Raw genomic sequence first — 23,959 nt, 5'->3', positions numbered from 1 at the left:
CTCAGCGGATCTGGTCGAGGAGCTCGGCGCCCTGGACGACGACGCGGCGCCCGGCCGCGATCCCGTCCTCCACCAGCATCCGGTCGGCATCCAGCGGCGCCACCCGCACCGGGCGGCCGAGGAAGCGCTCGGCGCTGACGTGCTCGTAGACGAGGCTGCCGCCCTCCGCCCGCACGACGCCGGAGCGCGCCACCGGCAGGCCGGGGCGGGCCTGGCCGACGGGGGCCAGCACGGTGACGAACTGGCCCAGGCGCAGGCCCCTCGCCTCGCCCTCCACCGCGAACTGGACCGGCACCGCCTGGTTGCGGTCCGCGAGCCCCGTGCCGCGATAGGCGAGCTGCAGGGTGCCGCCGTCGCCCAGCCGCGCGGTGGCCCGGCTGCCCTCGGCCAGCGCCTCGAAGCTCAGGGCCTCGACCCAGAGCTTGCCCGGATCGACGATGCGGTAGACCACGGTGCCGGGGGCCGCCATGGCGCCCGCCACCGCGTTCGCCTCGGCGATGACGCCGTCGACGGGGGCGACGAGGGATTCGGGCTCGCGCCGGATGGCGTCGAGGGCGGCGCGGCGGTCCCGCAGGCCGCCGAGTTCCGAGCGGGCGTCGTCGAGCTGGGTCTGCGCCACCGCGCCGGTGGTGGAGAGCCGCTCGAAGCGCCCGACCCGGCGCTCCAGGATGGCGATCTGCTGGTCGAGCTCGCCCTGGCGCTGGCGCATGTCGGAGACGTCCACCGCCTGGACCGGCGGCGTCACGGTGGCGAGCACCTCGCCGCGCGTCACCCGGGTGCCGAGGCGGGGAAAGCCCCGCTCCGGCGGCGCCAGCCGGCCGCCGACGGAGGATTGCACCACGCCGCTGGCATTCGGGTCGGGGATGATCCGGCCCGGCAACGCGACGCTCCGGGTGACGGAGGCTTGCGCCGTCAGGCCGGTGCGCAGGGCCAGCAGCCGCTGCAGCGACTTCGGCACGAAGACCGAGCCGTCGGGCAGGCGGCGCGCCCGCTCCATCAGGGTGCCGCCGGTGAGCGCCGCCGGGGTGACGGGCGGCTGCGTCTGGTCGGGGCCGTGGCCCTCGTGCGCCTGCGCCGCGCCGCCGAGGAACAGGGCGAGCACCAGCGTCGCCCCGACGGCGAGGAGGACGGCCAGGATCACGGCCAGAGACTGGCCCGCGCGGCGCCGGAGCGCCAGGGCGAACGCCCCGAGCCCCATCAGGAAGCCGCCGGCCGCCAGCGCCGCCGGGCTCTGCCGCGCGAGGCGATCGGCCAGGGCCGTGGCCGAGGCGGCGGCGCCCGAGGCCGAAGGTCCGGCGGTCGGGGCCGCGATCGGGGCGGCCAGGTGGAGATCGAGGTCGAGGAGGTCGGTGCGGCCCTCGGCCGAGACGCCGACGACGAGGTCGTGGTCGGTCCCGGCCGCGAGCCAGGGCGCCGCGAGGCGGTAGGTGCCGGGCGCGGTCTCGGTGGCCTTGCGCCGGCCCTCGGGCGTCATCACGGCGACGCCCGCCTCCGGGACGGGGGCGTTGGTGGCGAAGGCGTCGAGGTAGAGCACGAGATCGGTGCCCTGCACCACGGCGACGAGCTCGAAGCGCTCGGAGACGGCCTCCGCCCGCGGGGCCGTCGCGGCCGGAGCCGGCGGCGCGTCCGCACCATGATCGTGGCCCTCATGGGCGAGGGCGGCCCCGGACAGGACGGGCAGGGCGGGGAGCGCGAGGGCGACGAGGAGGGCGAGCGCGCGCAGGGCGGCCGCAAGGCAACGGAACATGGACCGGGAGTCTTTCGCCGAGGAGCACGGAACGGCGTCCCGGCCGCGAGCCTCCATCGGGAGTCTCGCGGGCCTCATGGGACGCGCGGCAGCGTCAGGCGTCGAATCGAGGCGGTTCGGGGAGGGTTTCCGGGACGATGTCCGTCCGGGCGGGGAGGGCGCGTGCCAGGGCGCGGTCGCCGGGCCCGCGCGGGCCGGCCACGGCGTCGCTGTCCGGGGCGAGCCCGGCCCCGGTGCAGCAGGCGTTCGAGCTGCGGCAGCCGGCATGGCCGCAGAGGCCGTCGCAGGCGCCGGTGCTCAGCGCCTTGATCGGGGCGGCGGCCAGCACCACGCGGGTCCGGATCGCGGCCCGCGGCAGGAGGATCCGGTCTTCGCCGCCGAGCCGGGCCTCCGCCGAGACGGCGGGGGAGGGGGCGGTCGCGGCCACACCCGCGGCGTGCGGATGGCCCGCATGGGCTTCGGCGCCGGACGGCATGAGGCCGACGGCGATCAGCACGATCACCGCCGCGAGCCAGAGTGCCATGTGCCGGACGCGCATCATATCAACGACAGACATAGCACACCGCGCCGGGCGACGACAGGCCGGTTTTCGCGCAGGGCGTGCCCGCGGGCACCCCGGCTCGACCTAAGAGGCTGGGAACGCACGGGGTTTCTCGCGGCACCGGTTCCCCTCCCCCGCCGCATGCTCTAAGCGGGCGACCCGGAGGCTCCGCCTTCGGGCGGCACCGCCTGTAGGCGGCAGCGGAGGACGGCGCGCGATGAGAACTCTCCTGGTGATCGGGATCGGCACCGGCAACCCCGAGCACATGACGATCCAGGCGATCCGCGCCCTCAACACCGCCGACGTGGTCTTCGCCCTCGACAAGGGCCGCGCGAAGGCCGACCTCGTCGACCTGCGCCGGGAGATCTGCAGCCGGTATCTCACGGACAGGCCCTACCGCTTCGTCGAGGCCCAGGATCCCGAGCGCGACCGCAATCCGTCCGATTACGGAGCCACCGTCGAGGCCTGGCACGCCGCGCGCGCGGCGCTCTACGAGGCGATGATCGCGACGGAACTCGGCCCGGAGGGCTGCGGCGCCATCCTGGTCTGGGGCGATCCCTCCCTCTACGACAGCACGCTCCGCATCCTCGACCGCATCCGGGCGCGCCGAACCCTGGACCTCGTGGTCCGGGTGATCCCGGGCATCACCAGTGTCCAGGCGCTCGCGGCCGGCCACCGCATCCCCCTCAACCGCATCGGCGGGCCGATCACCATCACCACCGGCCGGCAGATCGCCGGCGGCCTGCCCGCGGGCAGCGACGCCACCGTGGTGATGCTCGACGGCCGGCCCCGCTTCGACCATCTCGACCCGGACCTGACCATCTACTGGGGCGCCTTCCTCGGGACCGCCGACGAGATCCTGGTCTCGGGCCGCCTCGGCGACGTGGCCGACGAGATCGGCGCCGTCCGCGCGGCCGCCCGCGCCCGGCACGGCTGGATCATGGACACCTATCTCCTGCGCCCGCCCGAGCCGGCCAGCGCGGACTGAGACCGCCTGCGACATGGTCGCCCATCCGCCGGAAGGATCCTCCGGCCTCCTGCCCGACCGACAGGGGATTCTCCCGCGTCGCCGCAGGGACACATCAACAAAAATCCCTTTCCTCCAAAGCTGGCGCGACCCGTGACTGTCCGAGACTTGGCCGGGTGTTTGCACGAGACTTCGCCGGGCCAATAATCGTCCGATCCGGCCGCGACGACTGTCGCGGGCCAGGATCGGGAGGGCTTGCGGATGGCGGCGCACGAGGTTCGGGCGGACGGGTTCGGAGGGCAGGGGCGCGCGCGGACGCTCTGTGCGGTGCTGGTCGCCGGGGTCGCCTGCGCCGTCCTGGCGGCCGCCGGGGCGCTTCCCGCCCTCGGCGCGGCCTACACCGCCCTGTCCCTGCACCTGGAGGACCGCTTCCACACGCAGGAGCCCGGGCCCCCGGCGCGCATCGCCCTCGGGCCGGAGGGGCGCGACATCCGGTTCGCCGGGGCGATCGGGGCGGGGACGGCCGCGCGCCTCGCAGCCCTGCTGGCGATCCATCCGGAGGTGACGCGCATCCATCTCACCAGCGAGGGCGGCCTCGTGGAGGAGGCGACGGCGATCGGCGACCTCATCGCCGCCCGGGGCCTTGCCACCTACGTGCCGGACTATTGCGTCTCCGCCTGCACCCTGGCCTTCGTGCGCGGGGCCGAGCGCTACCTCGTGACGGACGGCCGCCTCGGCTTCCATGCCCCCTACGATCCCGGCCTGTTCGGCCAGGTGGTGCAGGCCGACGCCTCGGCCGAGCGGGCGGCCTACCTGGCCGCCGGCGTCGACCCGGCCTTCGCCGCCGAGGCCCTCGCCGTGGCCTCCGACAGCCTGTGGATCCCCGAGCCCGCCCGCCTGATCCGGGCGCGGGTCGCCACCGCGCTGGTCGACACCGACCGCTTCCCCGATTCCACCCTCGACGACGATCCGAGTTCCGCCGGCGCCCGGGCGGCGATCCTGGGCGCGCTGCCGCTCCTCGGCGCCCTCGCGGGGCGGGGCGCCCTCGCGGGGCGGGGCGACGTCCTCGACGCGCTGGCGGCCGCCTATCTCGACGGCTACCGGGCCGGCCTGCCCGAGGGCGCGGCCCTGGACCGCCTGCGGGCGGGGGCCGCGCGCGCCATCGCCCGTATCCTGCGCGGCGCCGACGACGCCACCTGGGTCGCCACCGGCCGCGTTCTCCTGCGGGCGATGCGCCGGGCCGACCCGCAGGTCTGCCTCAGCATCGGCGGAGCGGGCAACCTCCTGGCGGCGCAGGACATCCTGGACGACGATGCGGCCGCGACCGTGCTCGCCCGGGCGGCCGGGCAGGGGGCGGGCGCGGCGATGGCCGCGCCCGCTGCCGAGCCCGCGCGCACGACGCGCATAGCCCGGGACTGCGCCGGCCTGATCGCGGCCTACGCCGAGGCCCTGGCACGGCCCGGAGCCGGGCCGATCCTGCGGGAGCTCGCGAGCCACCGGGGCCACCCGACGCGGGAGGCCACGGCCCTGCCCCGCTGATCCGGGCCCTTCGTCTCATCCGGGCTCTTCGTGTCAGTGCCGCTGGCCGTCCGGACTGTCCCGGAGGTGGCGGGCGAGCTCGAGGCCGATCTCCACCATCAGGCGATCGAGGAGCCGCGACAGGCCGGGCCGGGCGAGATCGTCGGCGAGGCCGCGCAGGGCGATGGCGTGTTCGGCCATCCGGTTCACCGCATGCTGGTCCCGGGGGCCGTCCGCGCGGTCCTCGGCCAGGTCGAGGACGATGCCGCGCGCCCGCGCCGGGGTCCCCGCGGCGTCGGGCTCGATGCGTCCGCGCAGGTCCAGCCGGCGCAGGTCCAGCCGGCGCGGGCCGCGGGTGCGGAAGGCCACCGCGAAGGCGCCGCCCCGGGCGATCGCCGCGTGGAGGGCGTTGTCGACCCGCGCCCGGTCCGCGTCGTGGATGCGGGCGAGGAAGCGCGCCAGCGGCACGCCCCGCGCGCCCGCCTCCGGCGGCCACCCGACGGCCCGGGCCACCGGGGCCGAGACGACGAGGCGGTCCGCCCAGATGTCGTGCACCCAGGCGCCGACCACGCCCGAGGCGGCGAGGGCCGCCCGCAGGCCCCCGGGAATGTCGGCCTCCGACTCCGGCGGCGGGGATCGCATCATGGGTCTCCTCACCGGCAGGAGCGGATCCGCGCAGACGACCTGAGGTTGCCTGATCGGCCGCACAGAGCGCTGGGCGTGCAGCACCCTAGAGCGGAAGATTCGCTGCGAAAAGGGTCCCAGGCCGAATTCCACGCGAGACCGGCAACCTGAAATTGCCTGTCCACATCTCCGCCGCCGCGCCGGGCTTAACCGTTGGTTAACCATGATCGGCGACATCCGGGATCGCAGCATCCTTGGGTCACAGGACGGAAGGCCACCGCCCCGTCCACCGGCGATCCAGACTGCCGGATCCGTCCGCCCCCAACCGTCACCCGAACTCGTCGACGCTCGCGAAGGGATGCCAGGATGAAAGCCATCACGTTCGTCACCCAGAAGGGGGGCAGCGGCAAGAGCACGCTCTGCATCTCCCTGGCGGTCGCCGCCCAGGAGCGCGGCCTCTCGGTCTGCATCCTCGAGATGGACCGCCAGGCCACGATCAGCGACTGGCTCGACCATCGCACCGCCGAGGGCCCGGAAGTGGCGCAGATCGACGCGACGCAGATCGAGGGCGTGATGGCCCAGCTGCGCGACTCCGCCTACGACTACGTCTTCATCGACACCCCCGGCGTCGATTCTGCCGGCACCCTCTCGGCGATCCGCGCGGCCGATCTCTGCGTCATCCCGTGCCGCCCGACCCCGGCGGACCTGCGCGCCTTCAAGCCGACGCTCGCGGCGATCTACCGGCTGGAGAAGAAGTTCGCCTTCGTGCTGAACCAGACCCCGCCCCGCTCCTACCGCATCCGCGATGCCGCCGACGGCCTCGCCGTGCTCGGCATCCTGCCGGACGTGAACATCGTCGCCCGCACCGATCACCAGGACGCCATCGGCGTCGGCCAGGGCGTCACCGAGTTCAATCCGAAGGGCCAGGCCGCCTCCGAGGTGCGCAAGCTCTGGAGCTGGATCGAGAAGCGCATGCAGGTGAGCAAGCATGCCAAAGCCGCCTAAGCTGAGTCTCGCCTCCATCGTTGCCGCCTCGACCCCGCCGGGCAAGTCCCACCAGGGCCCCCAGCAGACCGCCGAAATCGTCCAGCTCGACACCGGCGCGCCCCCGCTGCGGCGCCCCACCGCCACCCTGAAGCAGCGCGCCCGTCAGATGTCGGTCTACCTGGAACCGCCAGTCTACGATCAGCTGCGCGACATCGCCCATGCGGAGCGGGCCAAGATGCACGGCCTGATGCTCGAGGCCCTGGATCTGCTGTTCAAGCAGCGCGGCGCCCGCTCCATCGACCAGCTCAACGAGCCGGACGGGCGCTGAGTACGAAAGAAGAGCCCCAGCAAGAGTTTGCCGGGGCTTTCCAATGTTTCGGATCAGCCTCGTGCGGTGCGTGACGGCCCGCGGCCGCGATCGATCGGACCACGATTTTTCACCGATCCCGCAAAGGCTTGGCGGACGATCCTCAGGCTGAGCCTCCGTCCGGGCTCGCGGCCCCGGCCCCGGCCCGGTCCCCCCGCCGGGACAGGCCTGCGTTCAGCCTTCCTTTACGGCATTCGGACAATCTTATCCGTCTCGGGAGGGGCGCAGGACGCCGGTCCCGGGGGGCTCGTCCGGTCCTGCTCTCGCCCGCCGGCGGTCCCTCTCGAATATGTTTTGTGGATCGGGGCGGGGGCTGGGGCGGATCATCGCGATGGCGCGTACGACGAAGCCGGGACATCCGGGGCCGGCCCCGCTGCCGCTCTGGCGGCTGCTGGCGGTCTCGGCCGTGGCCCTCACCACGGCCAACTGCGCGCAGTCCCCGCAGAAGCTCGCGGGCGCCTCCGGAACCGGCTCCAGCCTCGATCCGAAATACGGCGTCAAGGCCAGCCCGCGCCTCTACAACGAGGGCGACGTGATCCCGAAGGGAGGCGGCCGGCGCTTCTCGGGCAAGCCCTACGTGGTGGCCGGGCGCACCTACGTCCCGCGCGAGGACGCCAAGGGCTATGTGCGCGAGGGCCTGGCCTCCTGGTACGGCTCGGCCTTCCACGGGCGCATGACCGCCAACGGCGAGGTGTTCGACCGCCACTCCATCGCCGCGGCGCACCCGACCCTGCCGCTGCCGAGCTACGCCCGCGTCACCAACCTCGCCAACGGCCACTCGATGATCGTCCGGGTGAACGATCGCGGCCCCTATCACGCCAACCGCCTGATGGACGTCTCCGAGGAGGTGGCCGAGGCGCTCGAATTCCGCCGCAGCGGCACCGCACGGGTCCGCGTCGAGTATGCCGGCAAGGCCTCCACCGCCGGCAGCGACGACCGCAAGCTCCTCGCCACCCTGCGCACCGACGGCCGGCCCGCCGCCGTCAACGGCCCCTCGCCGGTCATGCTGGCCGATCTCGGCCCGGACACGGCGCAGGTCTCCGCCGAGCGCCTCGCCCGGGCGAGCCGCCCCGCCCTGGCCTTCAAGGAGGCCGACGACCAGCCCGCGGCCGAGGCCGCCCCGGTCGCCGCGACCGAGGCGGCGCCGGCGCCCCCTCCGGCCAAGCCCGCCCCCATCCTGGTGGCGAGCGCCGCCACCGTCGCGGTCCCGGCCGCGCTGCAGCCGACGGCTCTGCGGGCCGAGGGGTTCCGGCCCGTGCGGCACAGCCCGTCCGAGCCGCACCAGACCCTGGCCGCCGCCCGGCCCGCGCCCCTCAGCCTGACCCCGCCGCCCCTGCGGCTCGCCGGGGCGCGGCCCGAGCCGCACGCGACCGCGAGCCGCCTCGCCGCCGCGTCGCCGGCCGGTAAGGGCCAGGGCCAGGGGCTGGGGCAGGGGCTCGCGACGGTCGCCCAGGCCGGCGGGGCGCCGGCCAGGAGCGATCCCCGCGCCGCCACCGCCCGCTTCGCCGCCGCGACCCCGGCGCCCGCATCCCGGACGGCTCCCGCCGGGCTGTCGGCCGCCGGACCGAGATCGGGCCACCAGCCCGGTGTCGCCCGGATGGCGGTCGCCAGGACCGGTTCGGAGGCCAGGACCGGTTCGGAGGTCAAGGCGGCGCCCAAGGCCGTCGCGGTCGCCAAAGCCGTCGCGGTCGCCAAGCCCGTCGCGGTCGCCAAGGCCGGTCCGGTCGGCAAGCCGGCCGGCAAGGCCGCCGGTCTGGCCCAGGTGACGCCCCCGGCCAAGGCGACCCCCGCGGCGCGAACGGCTCTCGCCGCCAAGGCGCCGGCCCGGACCCGCGCCCAGTTCGCCGAGGCCCGCTGAGACGCCCGCCGAGGCGGCATGCGGCGCGTCCGCGGCCGTCGGGACCCATCGACGCGCGAGGGGACCCACACGTGATTTGGGTTCGATCTCGGCGCCAAATACCTGTAACGTCACGCTTGATCGTGGGGGCGATGCACGGGGCGGCGTGAGGCAGGGCGTGAGACAGGGTATGAGTGTGAGAGAGCTCCTCGCGGGTCGGAACGGAGCGGGCCGCGCGGCGGTGCCGGGGCTGGTCCTGGCCGCGGCGCTGAGCCTGTTCGCGGCGGGCTCCGCCCTGGCCCAGAGCTTCCAGACGGCGGCGCCCCACGCGATCCTGATCGATGCCGATTCCGGCTCGGTGCTGTTCGAGAAGGGGGCCGACGAGCTCTTCTCCCCGGCCAGCATGGCCAAGCTGATGACCACCGAGATCGTGTTCAACGAGATCCGGCAGGGCCGGCTGACCATGGACTCGGAGTTCCAGATCACCGAGGACGCCTGGCGCCGGGGCGGAGCGGGGGGCGGCGGCTCCTCGATGTTCGCGCAGCTCAACAGCCGCATCAAGCTGTCCGACCTGCTGCGCGGCCTCATCGTGCAGTCGGGCAACGACGCGGCCATCGCCATCGGCGAGGGCATCGCCGGCTCGGAGGAGAATTTCGGGCGGATGATGACGGCGCGGGCGCGGGAGATCGGCCTGACGCGCTCGACCTTCCGCAACGCGACCGGCTACTCGGCCCCCGACCAGAAGGTGACCGCCCGCGATCTCGCCAAGCTCGCCCTGCACCTGATCGAGACCTACCCGGACCTGTACAAGATCTTCGCCGAGCGCGAGTTCACCTGGAACAAGATCAAGCAGCAGAACCGCAACCCGCTGCTGACGCTCGATCTCGGCGCCGACGGGCTTAAGACCGGCTACCTCGAGGAATCCGGCTACGGCCTCACCGGCTCGGCGGTGCAGAACGGGCAGCGCCTGATCATGGTGGTGAGCGGGCTGAAGACCGCCCGAGACCGGGCGGCGGAATCGCGCAAGCTGATGGAGTGGGGCTTCCGCGCCTTCGAGCCGCGCCAGGTCTTCACCGCCGGTGAGACCGTGGCGGAGGCCTCCGTCTACGGCGGCGCGGCGGGCAGCGTGCCCCTCGTCGCCAAGAAGGCCGTGCGGGTGCTGCTGCCGCGGGGCTCCGGCGACAAGATCACCGCCCGGGTGGTCTATCAGGGCCCCCTGGTCGCCCCGGTCGAGCAGGGGCGCGAGATCGGCCGCCTGCGCATCACCCGCGGCGACACCCAGGCCCTCGACCAGCCGCTCTATGCCGGCGACACGGTGGAGGCCGGCACGCTCCCGCAGCGGGCCCTCGACGCGGCCTGGGAGGTCGGCACCGGCCTGTTCCGCAAGGCGTTCGAGAAGGCCGGCGCGAAATCGTGACGGCGCCCGGGACGGGGGGAGGGACCTTCATCACCTTCGAGGGCGGGGAGGGGGCCGGCAAGTCCACGCAGATCCGCCGCCTCGCCGCGCATCTGCGTGCCGAATCCGGCCGCCCCGTGCTGACGACGCGCGAGCCCGGCGGTTCGCCCAAGGCCGAGCGGATCCGCGAGGCGCTGCTCGCGGGCCTGGCCAAGCCCTACGGCCCCTTCGCCGAGGCCCTGCTGTTCTCCGCCGCCCGGATCGACCACCTCGACACCCTGATCCGCCCCGCGTTGGGGCGAGGCGAGATCGTGCTCTGCGACCGCTTCGCCGATTCGACCCGGGCCTACCAGGGCGCGGCCGGCGGCCTGGACCCGGATGTGCTGGTCGCCCTCGAGGGCGTCGTCGTCGGCCCGACCCGGCCCGACCTGACCCTGATCCTCGACTGCGAGCCGGAGCTCGGGCTCGCCCGCGCGCAAGCGCGCCGCGCCGCGGGTGCCGAGGGCGCGGTCGACCGCTTCGAGGCCGAGGCCCTGGCCTTCCATGCCCGCCTGCGCACGGCCTTCCGCGCCATCGCGGCGGCGGAGCCCGGACGCTGCGCCGTCGTCAACGCCGCCCTGCCCGCCGACGCCGTCGAGGCCGCGATCCGCGCCGTGGTGGCCGAGCGCCTGCCCGGGCTGCTGCCCGCGCGGGCCGGCCATGGCCGGAGCGACGACCGCCCCGGGACGGAGCACGGCGATGCGGCCTGAGCGCGCCCCCGAGGACGTCGAGCCCGGAGACCTGACGGAAGTCCCGCGCCCGCGCGAGCAGAGCGATCTCGTCGGCCATGCCGAGGCGGAGGCCGCCTTCGTCGCGGCGATCGCCTCGGGGCGCCTGCACCATGCCTGGCTCATCGGCGGCCCGCGCGGCATCGGCAAGGCGACGCTGGCCTACCGGGTCGCCCGCTGGCTCATCGCCCATCCGGCGGCGCAGGGGGCGCCCGCGAGTCTCGCCGTCGACCCGGACCATCCGGCGGCGCGCCAGGTCGCGGCCCTGTCGCATCCCAACCTCGTGGCCCTGCGCCGGACCCGGGCCCCCCAGGCCAAGACCCTGGCGACCCGGATCTCGGTGGATGCGGCCCGCGGCGCCCTCGCGCTGTTCGGCTCCACCGCGGGCAATGCGGGCTACCGCATCTGCATCGTCGACAGCGCCGAGGACCTCAACGCCAACAGCGCCAATGCGCTCCTGAAGATGGTGGAGGAGCCCCCGCCCCGCTGCCTGTTCCTCATCGTCAGCCACGCGCCGGGCCGGCTCCTGCCGACCATCCGCTCGCGCTGCCGGGCCCTGACCCTGCGCCCCCTCGCGGAGGCCGAGGTGGCGCGGGTGATCGGCGGCTTCGCGCCGCCCTTCGTGCAGCCTGGCCGCGAGGCGCTCGCCCGGGCAGCGCAGCTCTCGGAGGGCTCGGTCGCCGAGGCCGTCGCCCTGCTCGATCCCGCCCGGGCCAGCCTCGTCGCGGAGGTCGAGACCCTGCTGGCCCGCCTCGACCACCCGGACTGGCGCCGCATTCTGGCCCTGGCCGAGAAGCTCAGCGGGCGGGACTCCGACGACCTCTTCGCGGCCAGCCTCGACACGGTGTTCCGCTTCGTCTCGGCCGAGCTCGACCGGCGCCGGCACGCGCCGCCCGCCCGCCTTGCGGCCCTGGTCGAGGTGTGTGACAAGATCGCCCGCGCCGCGCGGGAGGCCGCGACCTACAATCTCGACCGCCGGCCGCTGGTCCTGTCCCTGTTCGGCGACCTGGCGGGCGCGCTCCGCGACGCCGCCTGACGGGGCCTGGTCGTCTCCCGCCGTCCTGTGATCCCGGGACCCGATTCCGGGGCCTGATCCTGTGAACCCTGTATCCGGGGAACCCCTCGACGTGACCGCCACCGACCCGGCAACCGCGAAGACCTTCGGTCTCTCCACCGCGATCTCCTATCCCAACGGCGCGCCGCATATCGGCCATGCCTACGAGGTGATCGCCACGGACGCGATCGCCCGCTTCAAGCGCCTCGACGGCTACGAGGTGCTGTTCTCCACCGGCACCGACGAGCACGGCGTCAAGATCCAGCAGACGGCGGCCAAGGCCGGGATCACCCCGCGGGACCTCGTCGACGCCATGTCCGCGCGCTTCCGTGCCATGGCCGAGGCCCTGGATTGCAGCCACGACCGCTTCATCCGCACCACCGAGCCCGACCATTACGCGGCCGCCCAGGAGTTGTGGCGCCGGATGGAGGCCAACGGCGACCTCTACCTGTCGAAATATGCCGGCTGGTACTCGGTGCGCGACGAGGCCTACTACGCCGAGGACGAACTCGAGACCGGACCCGACGGCGTCCCCGTGGCCAAGGCCACCGGCACGCCGGTGACCTGGATGGAGGAGGAGAACTTCCTGTTCCGGCTCTCGGCCTACCAGGATCGGCTCCTCGCCCTCTACGAGGCCGAGCCCGACTTCATCGGCCCCGAGACCCGGCGCAACGAGGTGGCGAGCTTCGTGCGCTCCGGCCTCAAGGACTTCTCGGTCAGCCGCACGAATTTCGACTGGGGCGTGCCGGTGCCCGGGCACCCCGACCACGTCATGTACGTCTGGGTCGACGCCCTGACGAACTACCTCACCGTCACGGGCTTTCCCGACCAGGCCGACGCGCGGACGAAGTTCTGGCCGATGGACCTGCACGTCATCGGCAAGGACATCGTCCGCTTCCACGCGGTGTACTGGCCGGCCTTCCTGATGTCGGCGGGGCTGCCGCTGCCCAAGCGCGTCTTCGGCCACGGCTTCCTGCTCTCCAAGGGCGAGAAGATGTCGAAGTCGCTGGGCAACGTCGTCGACCCGATGGACCTGATCGCGACCTACGGGGTCGACGCGGTGCGCCACTTCGTGCTGCGCGAGGTGCCCTTCGGCGGCGACGGCAATTACAGCCACGAGGCGATCATCACCCGCTACACGGCGGACCTCTCCAACGGGCTGGGCAACCTCGCCCAGCGCTCCCTCTCGATGATCGCCAAGAACCTCGGCGGCACGGTTCCCGAGCCCGGCGTCCTCACGGAGGACGACCGCGCCCTGCTGGCCCTGGCCGACGCCTTGCCCGCCACCGTGCGGGCGGCCATGGACCGGCTCGCCCTCCACACGGCGCTGGCCGAGATCTGGGCCGTGATCACCGCCGCCGACCGCTACTTCGACGCGCAGAAGCCCTGGGTCCTGCGCAAATCCGATCCGGCCCGGATGGCGGCGGCGCTCTCCGTCGTGGCCGAGACCCTGCGGGCCATCGGCATCCTGGTGCAGCCCTTCATGCCGGGCTCCGGCGCCCGGCTCCTCGACCTCCTGGCCGTGCCGGCGGACCGGCGCCAGCTGGCCGATGTGGGGGAGGGCGGTCGCCTCGTGCCGGGGACGCCGCTCCCCGCCCCCGTCGGCCTGTTCCCGCGCTTCGTGGAGCCGGAGGCGTCTTCGGCGTGAACGACGGCGTCTCGTCCGACGGCGTCTCGTCCGACGGCATCTTGCCCACCCCACCGTTTTCCGAGCCTCGCCTCATGCTGGTCGACAGCCACTGCCACCTCGATTTTCCGAATTTTTCGGAGGATCTGCCCAACGTCCTCGCCCGCGCCCGCGCGGCCGGGGTGACCCGGATGGTCACGATCTCCACGCGGATCGCCAAGGCCCGGACCTACGAAGCCCTGTCGGAGGCCAACCCCGAGATCTGGCACACCATCGGCACCCACCCGGACGGGGCGGGCGATGAGCCCGACGTGCCGACCGAGGCCATCGTGGCGCGCACGCACCATCCCCGCTGCATCGGCATCGGCGAGGCGGGCCTCGACTTCCACTACGACAACGCCGCCCCCGAGGCGGTGCAGGAGCGGGTCTTCCGCCGCCACATCGCGGCCGCCCGCGAGACCGGCCTGCCGCTGGTGATCCATTCCCGCGACGCCGATGCGGAGATGGAGGCGATCCTCGTCGACGAGATGGGGCGCGGCGCCTTCACGGCCGTTCTGCACTGCTTCTCGTCGGGGGCGCGCCTGGCCGAGGTCGGCGTCGAACTCGGCTTCTGCGTGTCCTTCTCCGGCATCGTCACCTTCCGGCGCTCCCACGACCTGCGGGCGATCGCCCGGTCGGTCCCGCGCGACCGCCTCCTGGTGGAGACCGACGCCCCGTTCCTGGCGCCCGAGCCCCATCGCGGCCGCACCAACGAGCCGGCCTACACGGCGGACACCGCCCGCGCCCTCGCCCAGACCCTCGAGATGGAGTTTTCGGACTTCGCCGCGCTGACGACGGCCAATTTCCACCGCCTGTTCCACAAGGCCGCGGCCTGAGCCGGGCAGGGGGCTCGGATCGGGCGTGACAGGCCCCCGCCCCCTCCGATACCAACGGGGGCGGAGGTGCCGATGGGCGCATTGCGATTGACGATCCTCGGCTGCGGCTCGTCCGGGGGCGTGCCCCGCGTGGGCTACGGCTGGGGCGCCTGCGACCCGCAGGAGGCGCGGAACCGGCGCCGGCGCTGCTCGCTCCTGGTGGAGCGGCAGGACGGCGGCCCGGCAGGAGCCACCACCCTCCTCGTCGACACCTCGCCGGACCTGCGCGAGCAGCTGCTCGGCGCGGCGGTCCAGCGCCTCGACGCGGTGCTGTTCACCCATGCCCATGCCGACCACACCCACGGCATCGACGACGTGCGGCCCCTGGTCATCCACATGCGCCGGCGCATCCCGGTCTTCGCCGACGCCCGCACGCGCCGCCTGCTGGAGGCGCGGTTCGGCTACTGCTTCGAGACGCCCCCCGGCAGCGAGTATCCGCCGATCCTCGACATGCACGACCTGGCGGACGGGGAATCGACGGTGGTGGAGGGGCCGGGCGGGGCGATCACGGCCCTGCCCTTCGGCCTGGAGCACGGCAACGAGGCGGCCCTCGGCTTCCGCTTCGGCCCGGCGGCCTACGCGCCCGACGTCAGCCTGATGCCGGCGGCGTCGCAGGCGCGGCTGCACGGCCTTGACCTGCTGATCATCGATGCCCTGCGGGACACCCCGCACCCGACGCATTACTCGGTCTCGGATGCCCTGGCGCTGATCGAGACGGTGCGGCCGCGCCGGGCCATCCTGACCAACCTGCACACGGATCTCGACTACGCCACGCTGAGCGCCAAGCTGCCGCCGAACGTCGTGCCGGCCCATGACGGGCTGAGCGTCACGCTGGATCTCTAGCGTTCGTCCGGGATCGGGGGAAACCGGTTCTCCCGAGAAGACGAACGGCGAGACGAGGAATCGCCAGTCCGTCTCGGCCAGGATGAACCGGACGGACTCCCGGGAGGAGGGCGGTCCGCCGCCTCCCCCGATCCCCTCCTCGGCTCAGTTCTGGGTGCCGGCGTCCTGCGGCAGGCCCGCATTGGCCAGGAGCTGCGCCGTGGCGGCGCGGGCCAGGCGGTCGTAGCCCGCATCGGTCATGTGCAGGCCGTCGGGACCGATCATCTGGGTCGGGGACAGGAGCCCCTGGGCGGCCCAGGCGCGCATCATCGCGTTGCGGCGGATCACCGGCACGTTGAGCTCGGTGGCGATGGCGTGCAGGGCGGCGCCGTAGGCCTCGGCCCCGGCGGTGGTCGAGAGCTTCTTGCACCATTGCTGGTCCATCAGGACCACGTCGGCACCGGTGGCCCGCATGGCGAGGATGCCGGCGCGGGTGAGTTCGGCGAAGCGCGCGACGCTGACACCGCTCATCGGGTCGTTGCTGCCGGTCTGCCAGATCACGAGGTCCGGCTTGTCGGCGAGCACGTCGCGCTCCAGCCGCCGGGCCATGGCCTCGGAATCGTCGCCGCCCTTGCCCCGGTTCAGCACCGTGACGGCGGAATGCTCCGCGCCCATCGCCCCGAGCCGCGCCGTGAGGTCGCGCTGGAGCTGGGCCGGGTAGGTGGTGGCCGGCGAGGAGGCGCCGGAGCCCTCGGTCGAGGACGAGCCGAAGGCCACGATGCGGACGGCCTGGCCCTGGGCGATCAGGCCGGCGAGACGGGGCAGGCGGGCCAGCGCCCGGCGCGGGATCGCCGTCCGGACGATCGGTCGGGCCGTCTCCATCGCCGCGGCCTGGGGCGGCTGCACCAGGGCGGTGCGCTGCGGCTCGGCCTGCGCGCGCGCCGGCGCGCCGGTGGCGAGCGAAACGGATCCGACGGCCAGCAGGACCAGGCTCAGGGCAGCGGAGGGGCGTGCAAGGATCGGCATCGCATTCGCTTCGGAGAGGATCGATTCGGACGGGCATCCGCTCGGCTGGTGCCCGGTATCATGTATTATGAGGAGGAATTGTGACATCCGCCAGCGGTTTAGCACCCCTGGCGGTCGCTGCGCGCCCAAGAACTGGCAACGACGTGAATCGCCCGTGTGGAGATTGCATGAATACGCGGTGTCGGGAATGGGTGAACCCTTCGTCGCGGGAGGCCCCTGCCCCGGTTCGACGGCTTTTGGTTCCATAATATATCTTATGCGAACGGTGTTTCCCGGCCTGAATCGGGGGGTGTGGGGCGGGCGAGCGAGGTTCGCGGCGGGCCTGTCGCCGCCGAAACGAGGCGCTGCGGAACGCTGATGGAGCGCCCCTACCCCATTCCCGTGCCATCGCCGGGACGATCCGACCCGTCGGCGGGCCAAGACGGTCTGGGACGCCCTCAGAGCTGAGACGAAGCCGGCACAGCCGGCTGAGGACGTCCGGACGCTGCCGAAGTGCGACCTCGACACCAGCTCCGAGGACGGCTTCGGTCCGGCCGGCTGCCCTGAAGCTCGCCGGCCTGGACTGCAAGGGTTTCGGCCGGGGCAGGGCGCTGATCCGGGCGACGACCTACAACCCGGCTGCCAGGGGTATCCTCACAGGCCCGTTCCGCGTCATCGAGCGGACGATCCTCTCGGCGGGTGAATCTCGGCCAGGCGCCCTCCCCGTTCGGCGGCTCCTGCGATGAACGCCCCGGGCTGCTGACCTTCTGCAGCAGCGCCAGACCGGCGACCTCGTGGGCCGCTCGCCCGAGCCTGCCGACGCGCAGGCGGTCGCCGCGGGCCGGCAGCGTGCCGAGGCGGACGATCTGGCGCCGAAGACCGCCTTGGCATTGCCCTCCCCGACCGGGTCTGTTCCCGCCTCGATCCGGCCGGGGCCGCGGAGGCCAGCCGCCGCAAGGGCGTGGCCCGCGACGCGATCCAGACCGCGGCGGCCGACAGCACTCGACCGTGGCGCTGTGGAAGCAGGTCACCCCGCACATGGGTGCGCGCACCGTCCAAGGCGTCGTCGTTCTTCTCGCACGTCTCGCGTGACCAGGCGAGGGGCAAGCGGACCCTGCAGGTCGAGGGCCAAAGCCCGAAGAGCGTCTCCCGAAGTGGCGCCGATCCCCTCCCCCTTCGTTGTGACCGGCCGGCTCTGGACCGGGCTGATGAGGAGATCGGATTGGACCGGAGGAGCCGACGATGGAGTGGGGGCAGACGACGAGAGCGGACTCGGTTGTGCTCACTCTGCAACGGGTCGAGGTCCGGACAGCCGCCCTGTGAACCCCTCCAACCCGATTCGGCCCAAAGTAAAAGCGCTCTCGGAGTGAGATTTCGAGACTTGGCGTGACTCAAATCTGACCGTTTTTATCGCGGAAACCGAGCGATATCTTAAGGGGCCGCAGATCGGACACGGCGCGGCCCCATTGAATAAACACCTTTTCCACGAACATATTTGCCAAGATGCCAATCACAACGACCAGAACGATAAGGGGGATCAGCGAAAAGACGGGGTCCAGATCTAAGTAATTGAAGCTCAAGTCCTTATTTTTCATGAAAACATAAAATACGATACCGTGGAAAAGATAGATTCCAAAGGATATTTCGCCTAACAGGCGGGACGAAGAAGTACTGAGTGAACCGAATAAGTTATTTCCGCACGCGACAATGATAAAGAACTGCCCTGTAAAGATCAGGGCGGTTCCTTCTGCGTAGGGGAACAGAAACATACCGGTCAACAGCAGGAGCAACGATCCAAAGGCAACCCTGGATGATGCGAGTTTGTCGGCAATCGAGGGGCGGATCGAACATTCGTGCGCGATCATGCCGATGAAGAAGAGCGGGAAGAACCGGAACGCGATGCCGGAGAAGCTGAATGCGCTCAGGGAAAGCGAAACGAGGAGGAGTGCTCCCGGCAAGATCCACGTCGGATACCGGACAGACCAGAAACTCATCATCAACGCACAGACTGGTAAAATCGAAAAGTAGAAGATCCATTCATACTTCAGCGACCAGAAAACATAGGCATTGACGCGCCCGCTGTCCTGGTAACCCATCAGGGGCGGCTGCGACCAGGCGGCCAACCAATGAGACAGGGGAACAAGGTCATTTCGACTCAAAGTCGTGCTTCGTTCATATCCAATAACGAGGCACACAACGATCAGAGACAAAGCAACCAGTGGAATGATGCGAAAAAAGCGCTTGAGATACAGGGGTAGCCAAGCGGTCTCAAAAAAACCTTTCAGGATAACAGGATAGAAGAGATATCCAGTAATCATGAAGAAAATCGCGACTCCCGTTGAGCCAAGCTGATTGAAGAAATGGATGGCCGGTGGGCGCCAGCCGATGTTCAGGTGATAACTATTGAGCCAAATCACAAAATGATGGAAAACCACCGCAAGAGCCAGGAATCCTCGAAGTCCATCAAGACTGCTGGCTCCGCGCGGTCGCTTGGGCAATTCAAAACCAATCAGCACGAACAGTTTCGCTACAGAGATCGCAGCGCAAAGAGCCAGGACGCTCAGGAGCACGATGATGATGGCGTAGGAGGTTGACATGAGTGCGTTTACACAACCGAGGAACGGGGGATCTTTGATCGTATGTCTGACCTATGCCGACGTATGAGATCTCATTCGGCACTGGGACTCGGTCAGGCCCGCTCGTATGCCCAACAAAGACGCTAGAAAAATCCAGTTGTATCCCCAGATATGGACAGTAAATGCAGCGAACGCATACAAAAAGATGCAGATCGCCAAACCGCGTCGCGCGTCTTCGACTTCGGCCCCGAGGGGCCGCAGTCGGCCGACGGCAACCGTGATGCCCGTGGACAGCAATGCTAAAGCAAGTAGGACGGATCCCGGAATGCCATACCGAACCGTCTGAACCAACCAGAGGGAATCAATCGTCGCCGACATTTCGTCACCTCTGATCCAATCGGCGAGACCGATACCGAAGAAGGGGGCAGAGCGTACATTCACCAGACCCCACCGCCAGATTTGAAGCCGGTAAAGTCCCGTTTGCGGGTCCAGTGTGAGATGATCGATCATCACGCGAACAGGATCGTCAGCCAAGAAATAGATCAGAAACAGGCTGTAGAGCGATACCAGCATTAAGAGCGTGAACCGCCAGGGTTTTTGATCGAAGGCGCGGTAGTATAGATAAAGCAGGATGGACAGGGCACATGAGAGAAACGGCGCAGACGAGAGCGCCAGGCCCATACCGAACAACGAAACAAAGCACCAAATGAGTTTTTGAATATGGCTCAAAGTCGAATGTAGAAAAATCACGAAGCACATTGCGAAGAATGTACCCATCAAGATCGGATGTTCGATCGCTCCTTGCGCACGGATCAGCCCGAACCTGTAAGATGTGAACTCGATTGCTGAGGTTCCGCCCGTGAGGACTTGGCCAATCTTGAAGACAATGTTGACGCCTGAAATAATATCGGTCATTGCCCATAGACAAAGCGCCGATACGACAACCCTCAACGCGGACACAAACAAATAATAGGTTTCTATTGTACCGAAAACCGTTCTGCCAATCAGGTAGGCAAACACGAACTCGATCGCAGAGACGGCGCCGATACCGCCGAGAGCTTTGGCGCCGGTGTTGTAATACAGCGCCACAAGCATCCAACTGCAAAGTGCAAAGACGATGATGTCAGAGACCACCAGGGCATAGCCGTTGCCTCTGATTTTGTAGAAAATCTCTCGGACCGCAAAAGTCGTTGCAAGTATTAAGAGCACGCGTGCAAACGACAGTGCGTTTGCCAAAGGAAGAATCATGCTGGAGGGAATGACGAAACAGCCTGGATAGATCAGCCTGACAGCCCTTGCCCCCCGGAGGTTGGCGGCATAGGTCACGGGCGATTGCCAATTTCGTGCTGTCCGTCCCTGTCTCAGGGTGTTCCGCCAATCCCCCCGCAGCGCGTGTTCTCGGCCGAACGAGGATGGCTTCAAGTCCCGTGCCGCCTTGGTCGCTTTCACGTTGACGTGCTCATTCGGTGCGTGCCCAGCGATTTGGAAGGAAAAGCAAAACCTGTAGATGATTTAAGTAACATACTGGATATCATCGTTTTTGCGGCCTTTCGACGCAACAACCCGAGTTGAACTTCAGCGCGTGCGAGATTGCAAGGTTTTATTTGGGTCAGAGCAGAAATGGGCGTCTTTCTTCATTGATTGATGTGATGAAGACTGCCTCCGTTGAGGTCGTGTCTCTGTAAGCTGACCGCCGCATACCGGGAGATTTTCTGCTTATATGTCAGCGAAAAACTCGGGTTTTTGTGAAAAATCTCCGTTCTGTCCGTCCATCGGACCCCGGTAAACCTCCTCCGTCTGAAGAGTTTGGTTGTTCTCGATCGAGATCTCAGTCGTGCGCCGCGGACACTCAAGACCTCAATCTCATCTTACGGTTCTACCGTCGGAGTGACGGCTCCTTGACTTGGAAGCGACCGCGGACGTCGGAGTGACGGCGGCTGGCGTAGACAGGAACGGGGCAATCGCAGACGGCGCGGTTCGCATCCTCAGGCCAGCGCGCGCTCGTGGAGAGGACGTCCCGCACACGACACCCTCGTGCGCGACAGCGATCGCGCGGTGAACATCTTGGATCACGACGGCACCGGCGGCAGCATCGGCGCGGGTCGCGTCGACACCGGGACGATCATCCTGAAGGGCGTCGACATCGGTCCGTCACACCAGGCGGCAGTCTCATCGTATAAGGCCCGGACCCCGTGACCAGGAGAGGTCCTCGCCGAGGAGGCATGGGGTCTGGATCAGGCGGGGAGCGCGGTGTGGCCGCGCCCAGCGGCGATCGTGCCGGGCTTCGGAGTGAAGGCCGCGTCGATGTCGGCGATCATTTCCGCCAGGGCGCTCTGTCGGACCTTGTGGCCGTAGCCGTTGAAGCCGGTCTGTGGGTCGAAAGTCTCGAAGAACGCGGTCCCGCCGGAGAACACCTCCGGATAGCTGGTCCCGCTGCCGCCGTTCGGCGTGTAGGCGTTCACATAGGCGTTGTTCTGTGCCCTGTAGCGGAAGGGCACGCCGGAATAGGCCGCGGACCCGTTCTGCGCCGTGATGAAGCCATCCGGCGTGGTCGGATCCGCTGCGCGGATCGTCCCGCCGAGCGTTGCATGCTCCCAGATCGCCCCGAGAATATTGCCGCTGATATCCATCTCGAAGCCTGACCAAGCGACCCAGACGGTGGATCCTGCCGTATCCGGTCGGTTGCCGGCCGGAGCTCCGGCGGATGCGGACACCTGATAGTACCCGCCGTTGTAGAGGACGACCTGACCGAGTGCGTAGGCCAGGGCCGCAGAATAGGCACCCCGGTACCTCACCCAGGGCTCGACGCTTCCGTTGAAGCCGTTCGCATAGCCGCGATCGTCGATGGATTCGCTCATGAAGCGGATGAGGGTGTTGAACGCGTACTGCGCTGTCGCGACGGATCGCGCATTCGCAAGCTGCGCGCCGTTCGGAGTGTTGAACAACATGAAGTTGCCGGCGATGTACTGGCGCTGATCGAGGTCACCCATGAGCGAGTTCATCTCGCCCTGGTTGGAGAAGGAGCGGATCGAGGCGGCTCCCCAGAGGTAGTTTCCGACAACGCAGAAGTCGCGAACCTTCGGGATGTCGTTCGGCGCGGCGACCTGATGGAAGTCGGCATGCTCGTTCGAATGCTCGTGGATGTCGAGCATCCGGGTCACGCCATTGCCATAGATGCGAACCCTCGACCCGTTCGCGATCTGGGATGCAGACAGGTTCGAGGACGCGACGGCCGGGTATTCGTCGATAAAGTCGTTCGAGCCGCGCACCGCGAAGGTGCGGGCGATCTCACAGTCGTTGGCGAACCCGATGTCGAAGGCCACGAAGTAGCCGTTCACGACGCAATCGTGGAAATACGCCCTGTTGGCGTTCCGGATGAACGCCCCCGTCAGCACGCGGACATCGGATGCCCCGGAGGAACCCGTTCCGAAGCCGCAGCCGTTGAACGCGATGTCTCCGACGTTGCCGGAGGAATCGGCCAGGACCTGGAACTGGGTCGCACGGGAGGCGAGATTGTTCGACTGGCAGAGGGCTCGCTGCGTCGTCTCGCTGAGAGGATAGTGACTGAATGCGGTGGCGGGCGTGTGACCGCTGCCGGCGGTCACGATGGTCAGCGGTGACTCGGTCGTGAGCCGTCCATCGTCATCTACGTCGAACCAGCCCTCGAAGCCGATACCGGCGCTGGCGAGGAAGGTCCCGGAGCCGGCCGACGTCGTCGCGATCGCCGCCCCGCCGACCGTTGCGGAGATCGTGAACGCGTTCGCGTCGAGAACCGTCTTCACATAGTAGTTCACGCTGGCGCGGATGCCGGCCGGCAGCGTGCTTTTCACGTCCGGGATCTGGCCGGCACTGTTGAAGGTGACAGCCGTGTTGGCCGCGAGCCCGTGCTGGGTCCAGCCGATGACGGCCGGGCTCCCCTGGGAGATCGTGACCGGTGTGTTGCCGACCTTCTTCGAAACGTAGGCCCGACGCTCATGGGGGCTGGCGAGGTAGCCGACGCCGACCTGCTGCACCGAGGCGACGCCTGTGACGGCGCCCTGGGCATCTACGGTCGGGGTCCAGATGAACGGGGTCGCGACGTTCGTGAACTTGGCATTGTAGGCATCGACGTTCGGGACCAAGCGATGGTCGATCCTCTCCAGGACCAAGGGTCCGAAGGCGCCCGTCGCCCTGTTGGCGGCGGCGAACCCAGAGGTCCGGTCGCCACGGGATTTCACTGTCAGCGACCCGCCGCGCGCCGTCGCCTTGGCATTCCGATCGAGCGTCCTCGTCCTGGCGATGAGGTTGGCCGCGCCGATGCCGAAATTCGGGTTGTCGAGCGTGCCGTCGTACTTCCGGGTGAACGCGCGCGCCCCGAGCCACACCCCGGGCGGAAGGGCAATCGTCCAGTCCGTCGTGAGAGACGACGCGGTCGCGGCCTCGGCGGCGGTGAACGCGGCGTCCGTGTCGACGTCGAAGGTGTCGGCTTCGACCGTGACCCGGATCGCGGAATAGTAGGTTCCGCCGCCCTGCACCGGCAGATCGTAGGTCCCGGACCCCAGGTTGGCGGAGTCTCCGGCCTTCGAAACCGACAGCGTCCCGCGCGCGTCGATCGCGAAGTAATCCGCCGGCCCCGTGCCGGGGACGAACGCCGTGCCCGCCGGAAGCTGCTGGATCACGACGCCCGATGCGGTCAGCGCGCCGACCGAAACGGCCAGTACGGACGAGGCTGGCGGCGTGACGTTCGCGTTCTCGGGTCGAATGACGGAGCGCGCGTGGGCATCTGCCATCAGGCCGAAGAGCGAGAAGCCAACGAGAAGGCTGCGGCGGGTATGCGTCATGACGGGACAACCTCGATCGGGAAACCGTTGCGGTGGTCGCGGGCGTTCTGCAGGAGACCGAGACGGCCAGGATGTCGATCCTGCCCGCCGGTTCTGCCGGATCATCCGGAACCGCTGTGGCCCAGAGCCGTCGGAACGATCGGAGATCGCCGCGTTCGATGAGGGGCTGGGCAACGCCCGAACCTGCAGCGTCCGCATCGTGGAGGCCCGCGCGGCCGGCATCGATCAGGACGGAGACGCCGTTCGGACTGCGCTGAGGCTAGCTTGGAGCGGCGGACAGCCCGAAGGGCGGATCGGCCGGCTCACCCATGGTAGGCGGCGCTGTGTACGACGGAGGATTCTCCGAGTTCGACGAGGCGCTTGAGGTCGGCGCGGTTCATCACGCTGCCC

The 23,959-nt window shown here is 69.7% G+C and carries 19 protein-coding genes; 12 read left to right on the top strand and 7 right to left on the bottom strand.

Annotated features, from left to right (window positions below):
• Nucleotide 1: 1 nt before the first annotated feature.
• Both ASF20_RS13590 and ASF20_RS13585 read right to left on the bottom strand, forming a co-directional pair.
• Nucleotides 2–1,747 (bottom strand): HlyD family efflux transporter periplasmic adaptor subunit, encoded by a 1,746-nt coding sequence (locus ASF20_RS13590; RefSeq protein WP_056274913.1) that lies wholly within the window; start codon nucleotides 1,745–1,747, stop codon nucleotides 2–4.
• Nucleotides 1,748–1,841: 94 nt separating this feature from the next.
• Complete coding sequence (locus ASF20_RS13585) at nucleotides 1,842–2,270, bottom strand: hypothetical protein (RefSeq protein ID WP_056274911.1); 429 nt, start codon at nucleotides 2,268–2,270, stop codon at nucleotides 1,842–1,844.
• A gap of 235 nt (nucleotides 2,271–2,505) precedes the next feature.
• On the opposite strand from ASF20_RS13585, the gene cobF reads away from it, so the two are divergent.
• Together cobF and ASF20_RS13575 are read left to right on the top strand one after the other, a co-directional pair.
• Nucleotides 2,506–3,276 carry a precorrin-6A synthase (deacetylating) gene (gene cobF / locus ASF20_RS13580; RefSeq protein WP_056274909.1) on the top strand — a complete coding sequence of 257 codons (771 nt, stop codon included), beginning with the start codon at nucleotides 2,506–2,508 and terminating at the stop codon, nucleotides 3,274–3,276.
• A 240-nt stretch (nucleotides 3,277–3,516) separates the two neighbouring features.
• Complete coding sequence (locus ASF20_RS13575; RefSeq protein ID WP_056274907.1) at nucleotides 3,517–4,794, top strand: hypothetical protein; 1,278 nt, start codon at nucleotides 3,517–3,519, stop codon at nucleotides 4,792–4,794.
• Between the two features lie 33 nt (nucleotides 4,795–4,827).
• Here the strand turns inward: ASF20_RS13575 and ASF20_RS13570 are convergent, their stop codons facing one another.
• A complete protein-coding gene (locus tag ASF20_RS13570) occupies nucleotides 4,828–5,418 on the bottom strand; it encodes a PAS domain-containing protein (protein WP_244476432.1) in 591 nt (196 codons plus the stop codon).
• A gap of 345 nt (nucleotides 5,419–5,763) precedes the next feature.
• Between ASF20_RS13570 and ASF20_RS13565 the strand changes: the two genes are divergently transcribed.
• The 9 genes from ASF20_RS13565 to ASF20_RS13525 all read left to right on the top strand — a co-directional run bounded on the left by ASF20_RS13565 (nucleotide 5,764) and on the right by ASF20_RS13525 (nucleotide 15,189).
• Nucleotides 5,764–6,402, top strand: a complete 639-nt coding sequence (locus ASF20_RS13565; protein WP_056222129.1) for a ParA family protein — start codon at nucleotides 5,764–5,766, stop codon at nucleotides 6,400–6,402.
• Entirely contained in the window at nucleotides 6,386–6,712 is a 327-nt protein-coding gene (locus ASF20_RS13560) for a ribbon-helix-helix domain-containing protein (RefSeq protein WP_056222132.1), read from the top strand. The genes ASF20_RS13565 and ASF20_RS13560 overlap by 17 nt, the downstream gene beginning before the upstream one ends.
• Before the next feature lie 370 nt (nucleotides 6,713–7,082).
• Entirely contained in the window at nucleotides 7,083–8,609 is a 1,527-nt protein-coding gene (locus ASF20_RS13555) for a septal ring lytic transglycosylase RlpA family protein (RefSeq protein ID WP_056274906.1), read from the top strand.
• 169 nt (nucleotides 8,610–8,778) lie between these two features.
• Nucleotides 8,779–10,005: a D-alanyl-D-alanine carboxypeptidase family protein gene (locus ASF20_RS13550; protein WP_056274903.1), complete on the top strand. Its 1,227-nt coding sequence runs from the start codon at nucleotides 8,779–8,781 to the stop codon at nucleotides 10,003–10,005.
• The gene (gene tmk / locus ASF20_RS13545; protein WP_056222144.1) at nucleotides 10,002–10,733 is read left to right on the top strand and encodes a dTMP kinase; all 732 of its coding nucleotides are present in this window, start codon (nucleotides 10,002–10,004) and stop codon (nucleotides 10,731–10,733) included. The genes ASF20_RS13550 and tmk overlap by 4 nt, the downstream gene beginning before the upstream one ends.
• Nucleotides 10,723–11,787 (top strand): DNA polymerase III subunit delta', encoded by a 1,065-nt coding sequence (locus ASF20_RS13540; RefSeq protein ID WP_056275082.1) that lies wholly within the window; start codon nucleotides 10,723–10,725, stop codon nucleotides 11,785–11,787. Before tmk ends, ASF20_RS13540 begins: the two co-directional genes overlap by 11 nt.
• A gap of 91 nt (nucleotides 11,788–11,878) precedes the next feature.
• A complete protein-coding gene (gene metG, locus ASF20_RS13535; RefSeq protein WP_056274901.1) occupies nucleotides 11,879–13,453 on the top strand; it encodes a methionine--tRNA ligase in 1,575 nt (524 codons plus the stop codon).
• A 74-nt stretch (nucleotides 13,454–13,527) separates the two neighbouring features.
• On the top strand, nucleotides 13,528–14,307 hold the full coding sequence (locus ASF20_RS13530; protein ID WP_056275081.1) for a TatD family hydrolase: 780 nt from the start codon (nucleotides 13,528–13,530) through the stop codon (nucleotides 14,305–14,307).
• A 72-nt stretch (nucleotides 14,308–14,379) separates the two neighbouring features.
• On the top strand, nucleotides 14,380–15,189 hold the full coding sequence (locus ASF20_RS13525) for an MBL fold metallo-hydrolase (RefSeq protein WP_056274898.1): 810 nt from the start codon (nucleotides 14,380–14,382) through the stop codon (nucleotides 15,187–15,189).
• Between the two features lie 144 nt (nucleotides 15,190–15,333).
• Here ASF20_RS13525 and ASF20_RS13520 read toward each other — a convergent pair whose 3' ends face one another.
• The 3 genes from ASF20_RS13520 to ASF20_RS13510 form a co-directional block, all read right to left on the bottom strand.
• A complete protein-coding gene (locus tag ASF20_RS13520; RefSeq protein WP_244472574.1) occupies nucleotides 15,334–16,194 on the bottom strand; it encodes an SGNH/GDSL hydrolase family protein in 861 nt (286 codons plus the stop codon).
• A 1,370-nt stretch (nucleotides 16,195–17,564) separates the two neighbouring features.
• Nucleotides 17,565–18,770 (bottom strand): acyltransferase, encoded by a 1,206-nt coding sequence (locus tag ASF20_RS23380; RefSeq protein WP_082501335.1) that lies wholly within the window; start codon nucleotides 18,768–18,770, stop codon nucleotides 17,565–17,567.
• 51 nt (nucleotides 18,771–18,821) lie between these two features.
• The gene (locus ASF20_RS13510; RefSeq protein ID WP_156648066.1) at nucleotides 18,822–20,198 is read right to left on the bottom strand and encodes an O-antigen ligase family protein; all 1,377 of its coding nucleotides are present in this window, start codon (nucleotides 20,196–20,198) and stop codon (nucleotides 18,822–18,824) included.
• 585 nt (nucleotides 20,199–20,783) lie between these two features.
• Between ASF20_RS13510 and ASF20_RS24090 the strand changes: the two genes are divergently transcribed.
• Entirely contained in the window at nucleotides 20,784–20,945 is a 162-nt protein-coding gene (locus tag ASF20_RS24090) for a hypothetical protein (protein ID WP_156394260.1), read from the top strand.
• A gap of 38 nt (nucleotides 20,946–20,983) precedes the next feature.
• On the opposite strand, the gene ASF20_RS13505 is transcribed toward ASF20_RS24090, so the two are convergent.
• Nucleotides 20,984–23,569 carry a hypothetical protein gene (locus ASF20_RS13505; protein ID WP_056274893.1) on the bottom strand — a complete coding sequence of 862 codons (2,586 nt, stop codon included), beginning with the start codon at nucleotides 23,567–23,569 and terminating at the stop codon, nucleotides 20,984–20,986.
• Nucleotides 23,570–23,959: the final 390 nt, after the last annotated feature.

This window comes from Methylobacterium sp. Leaf88 (assembly GCF_001422795.1).
Lineage (GTDB): Bacteria > Pseudomonadota > Alphaproteobacteria > Rhizobiales > Beijerinckiaceae > Methylobacterium.
Note: the sequence above shows the minus strand (reverse complement) of the source record. Positions and strands in the feature narration are given on the sequence as shown.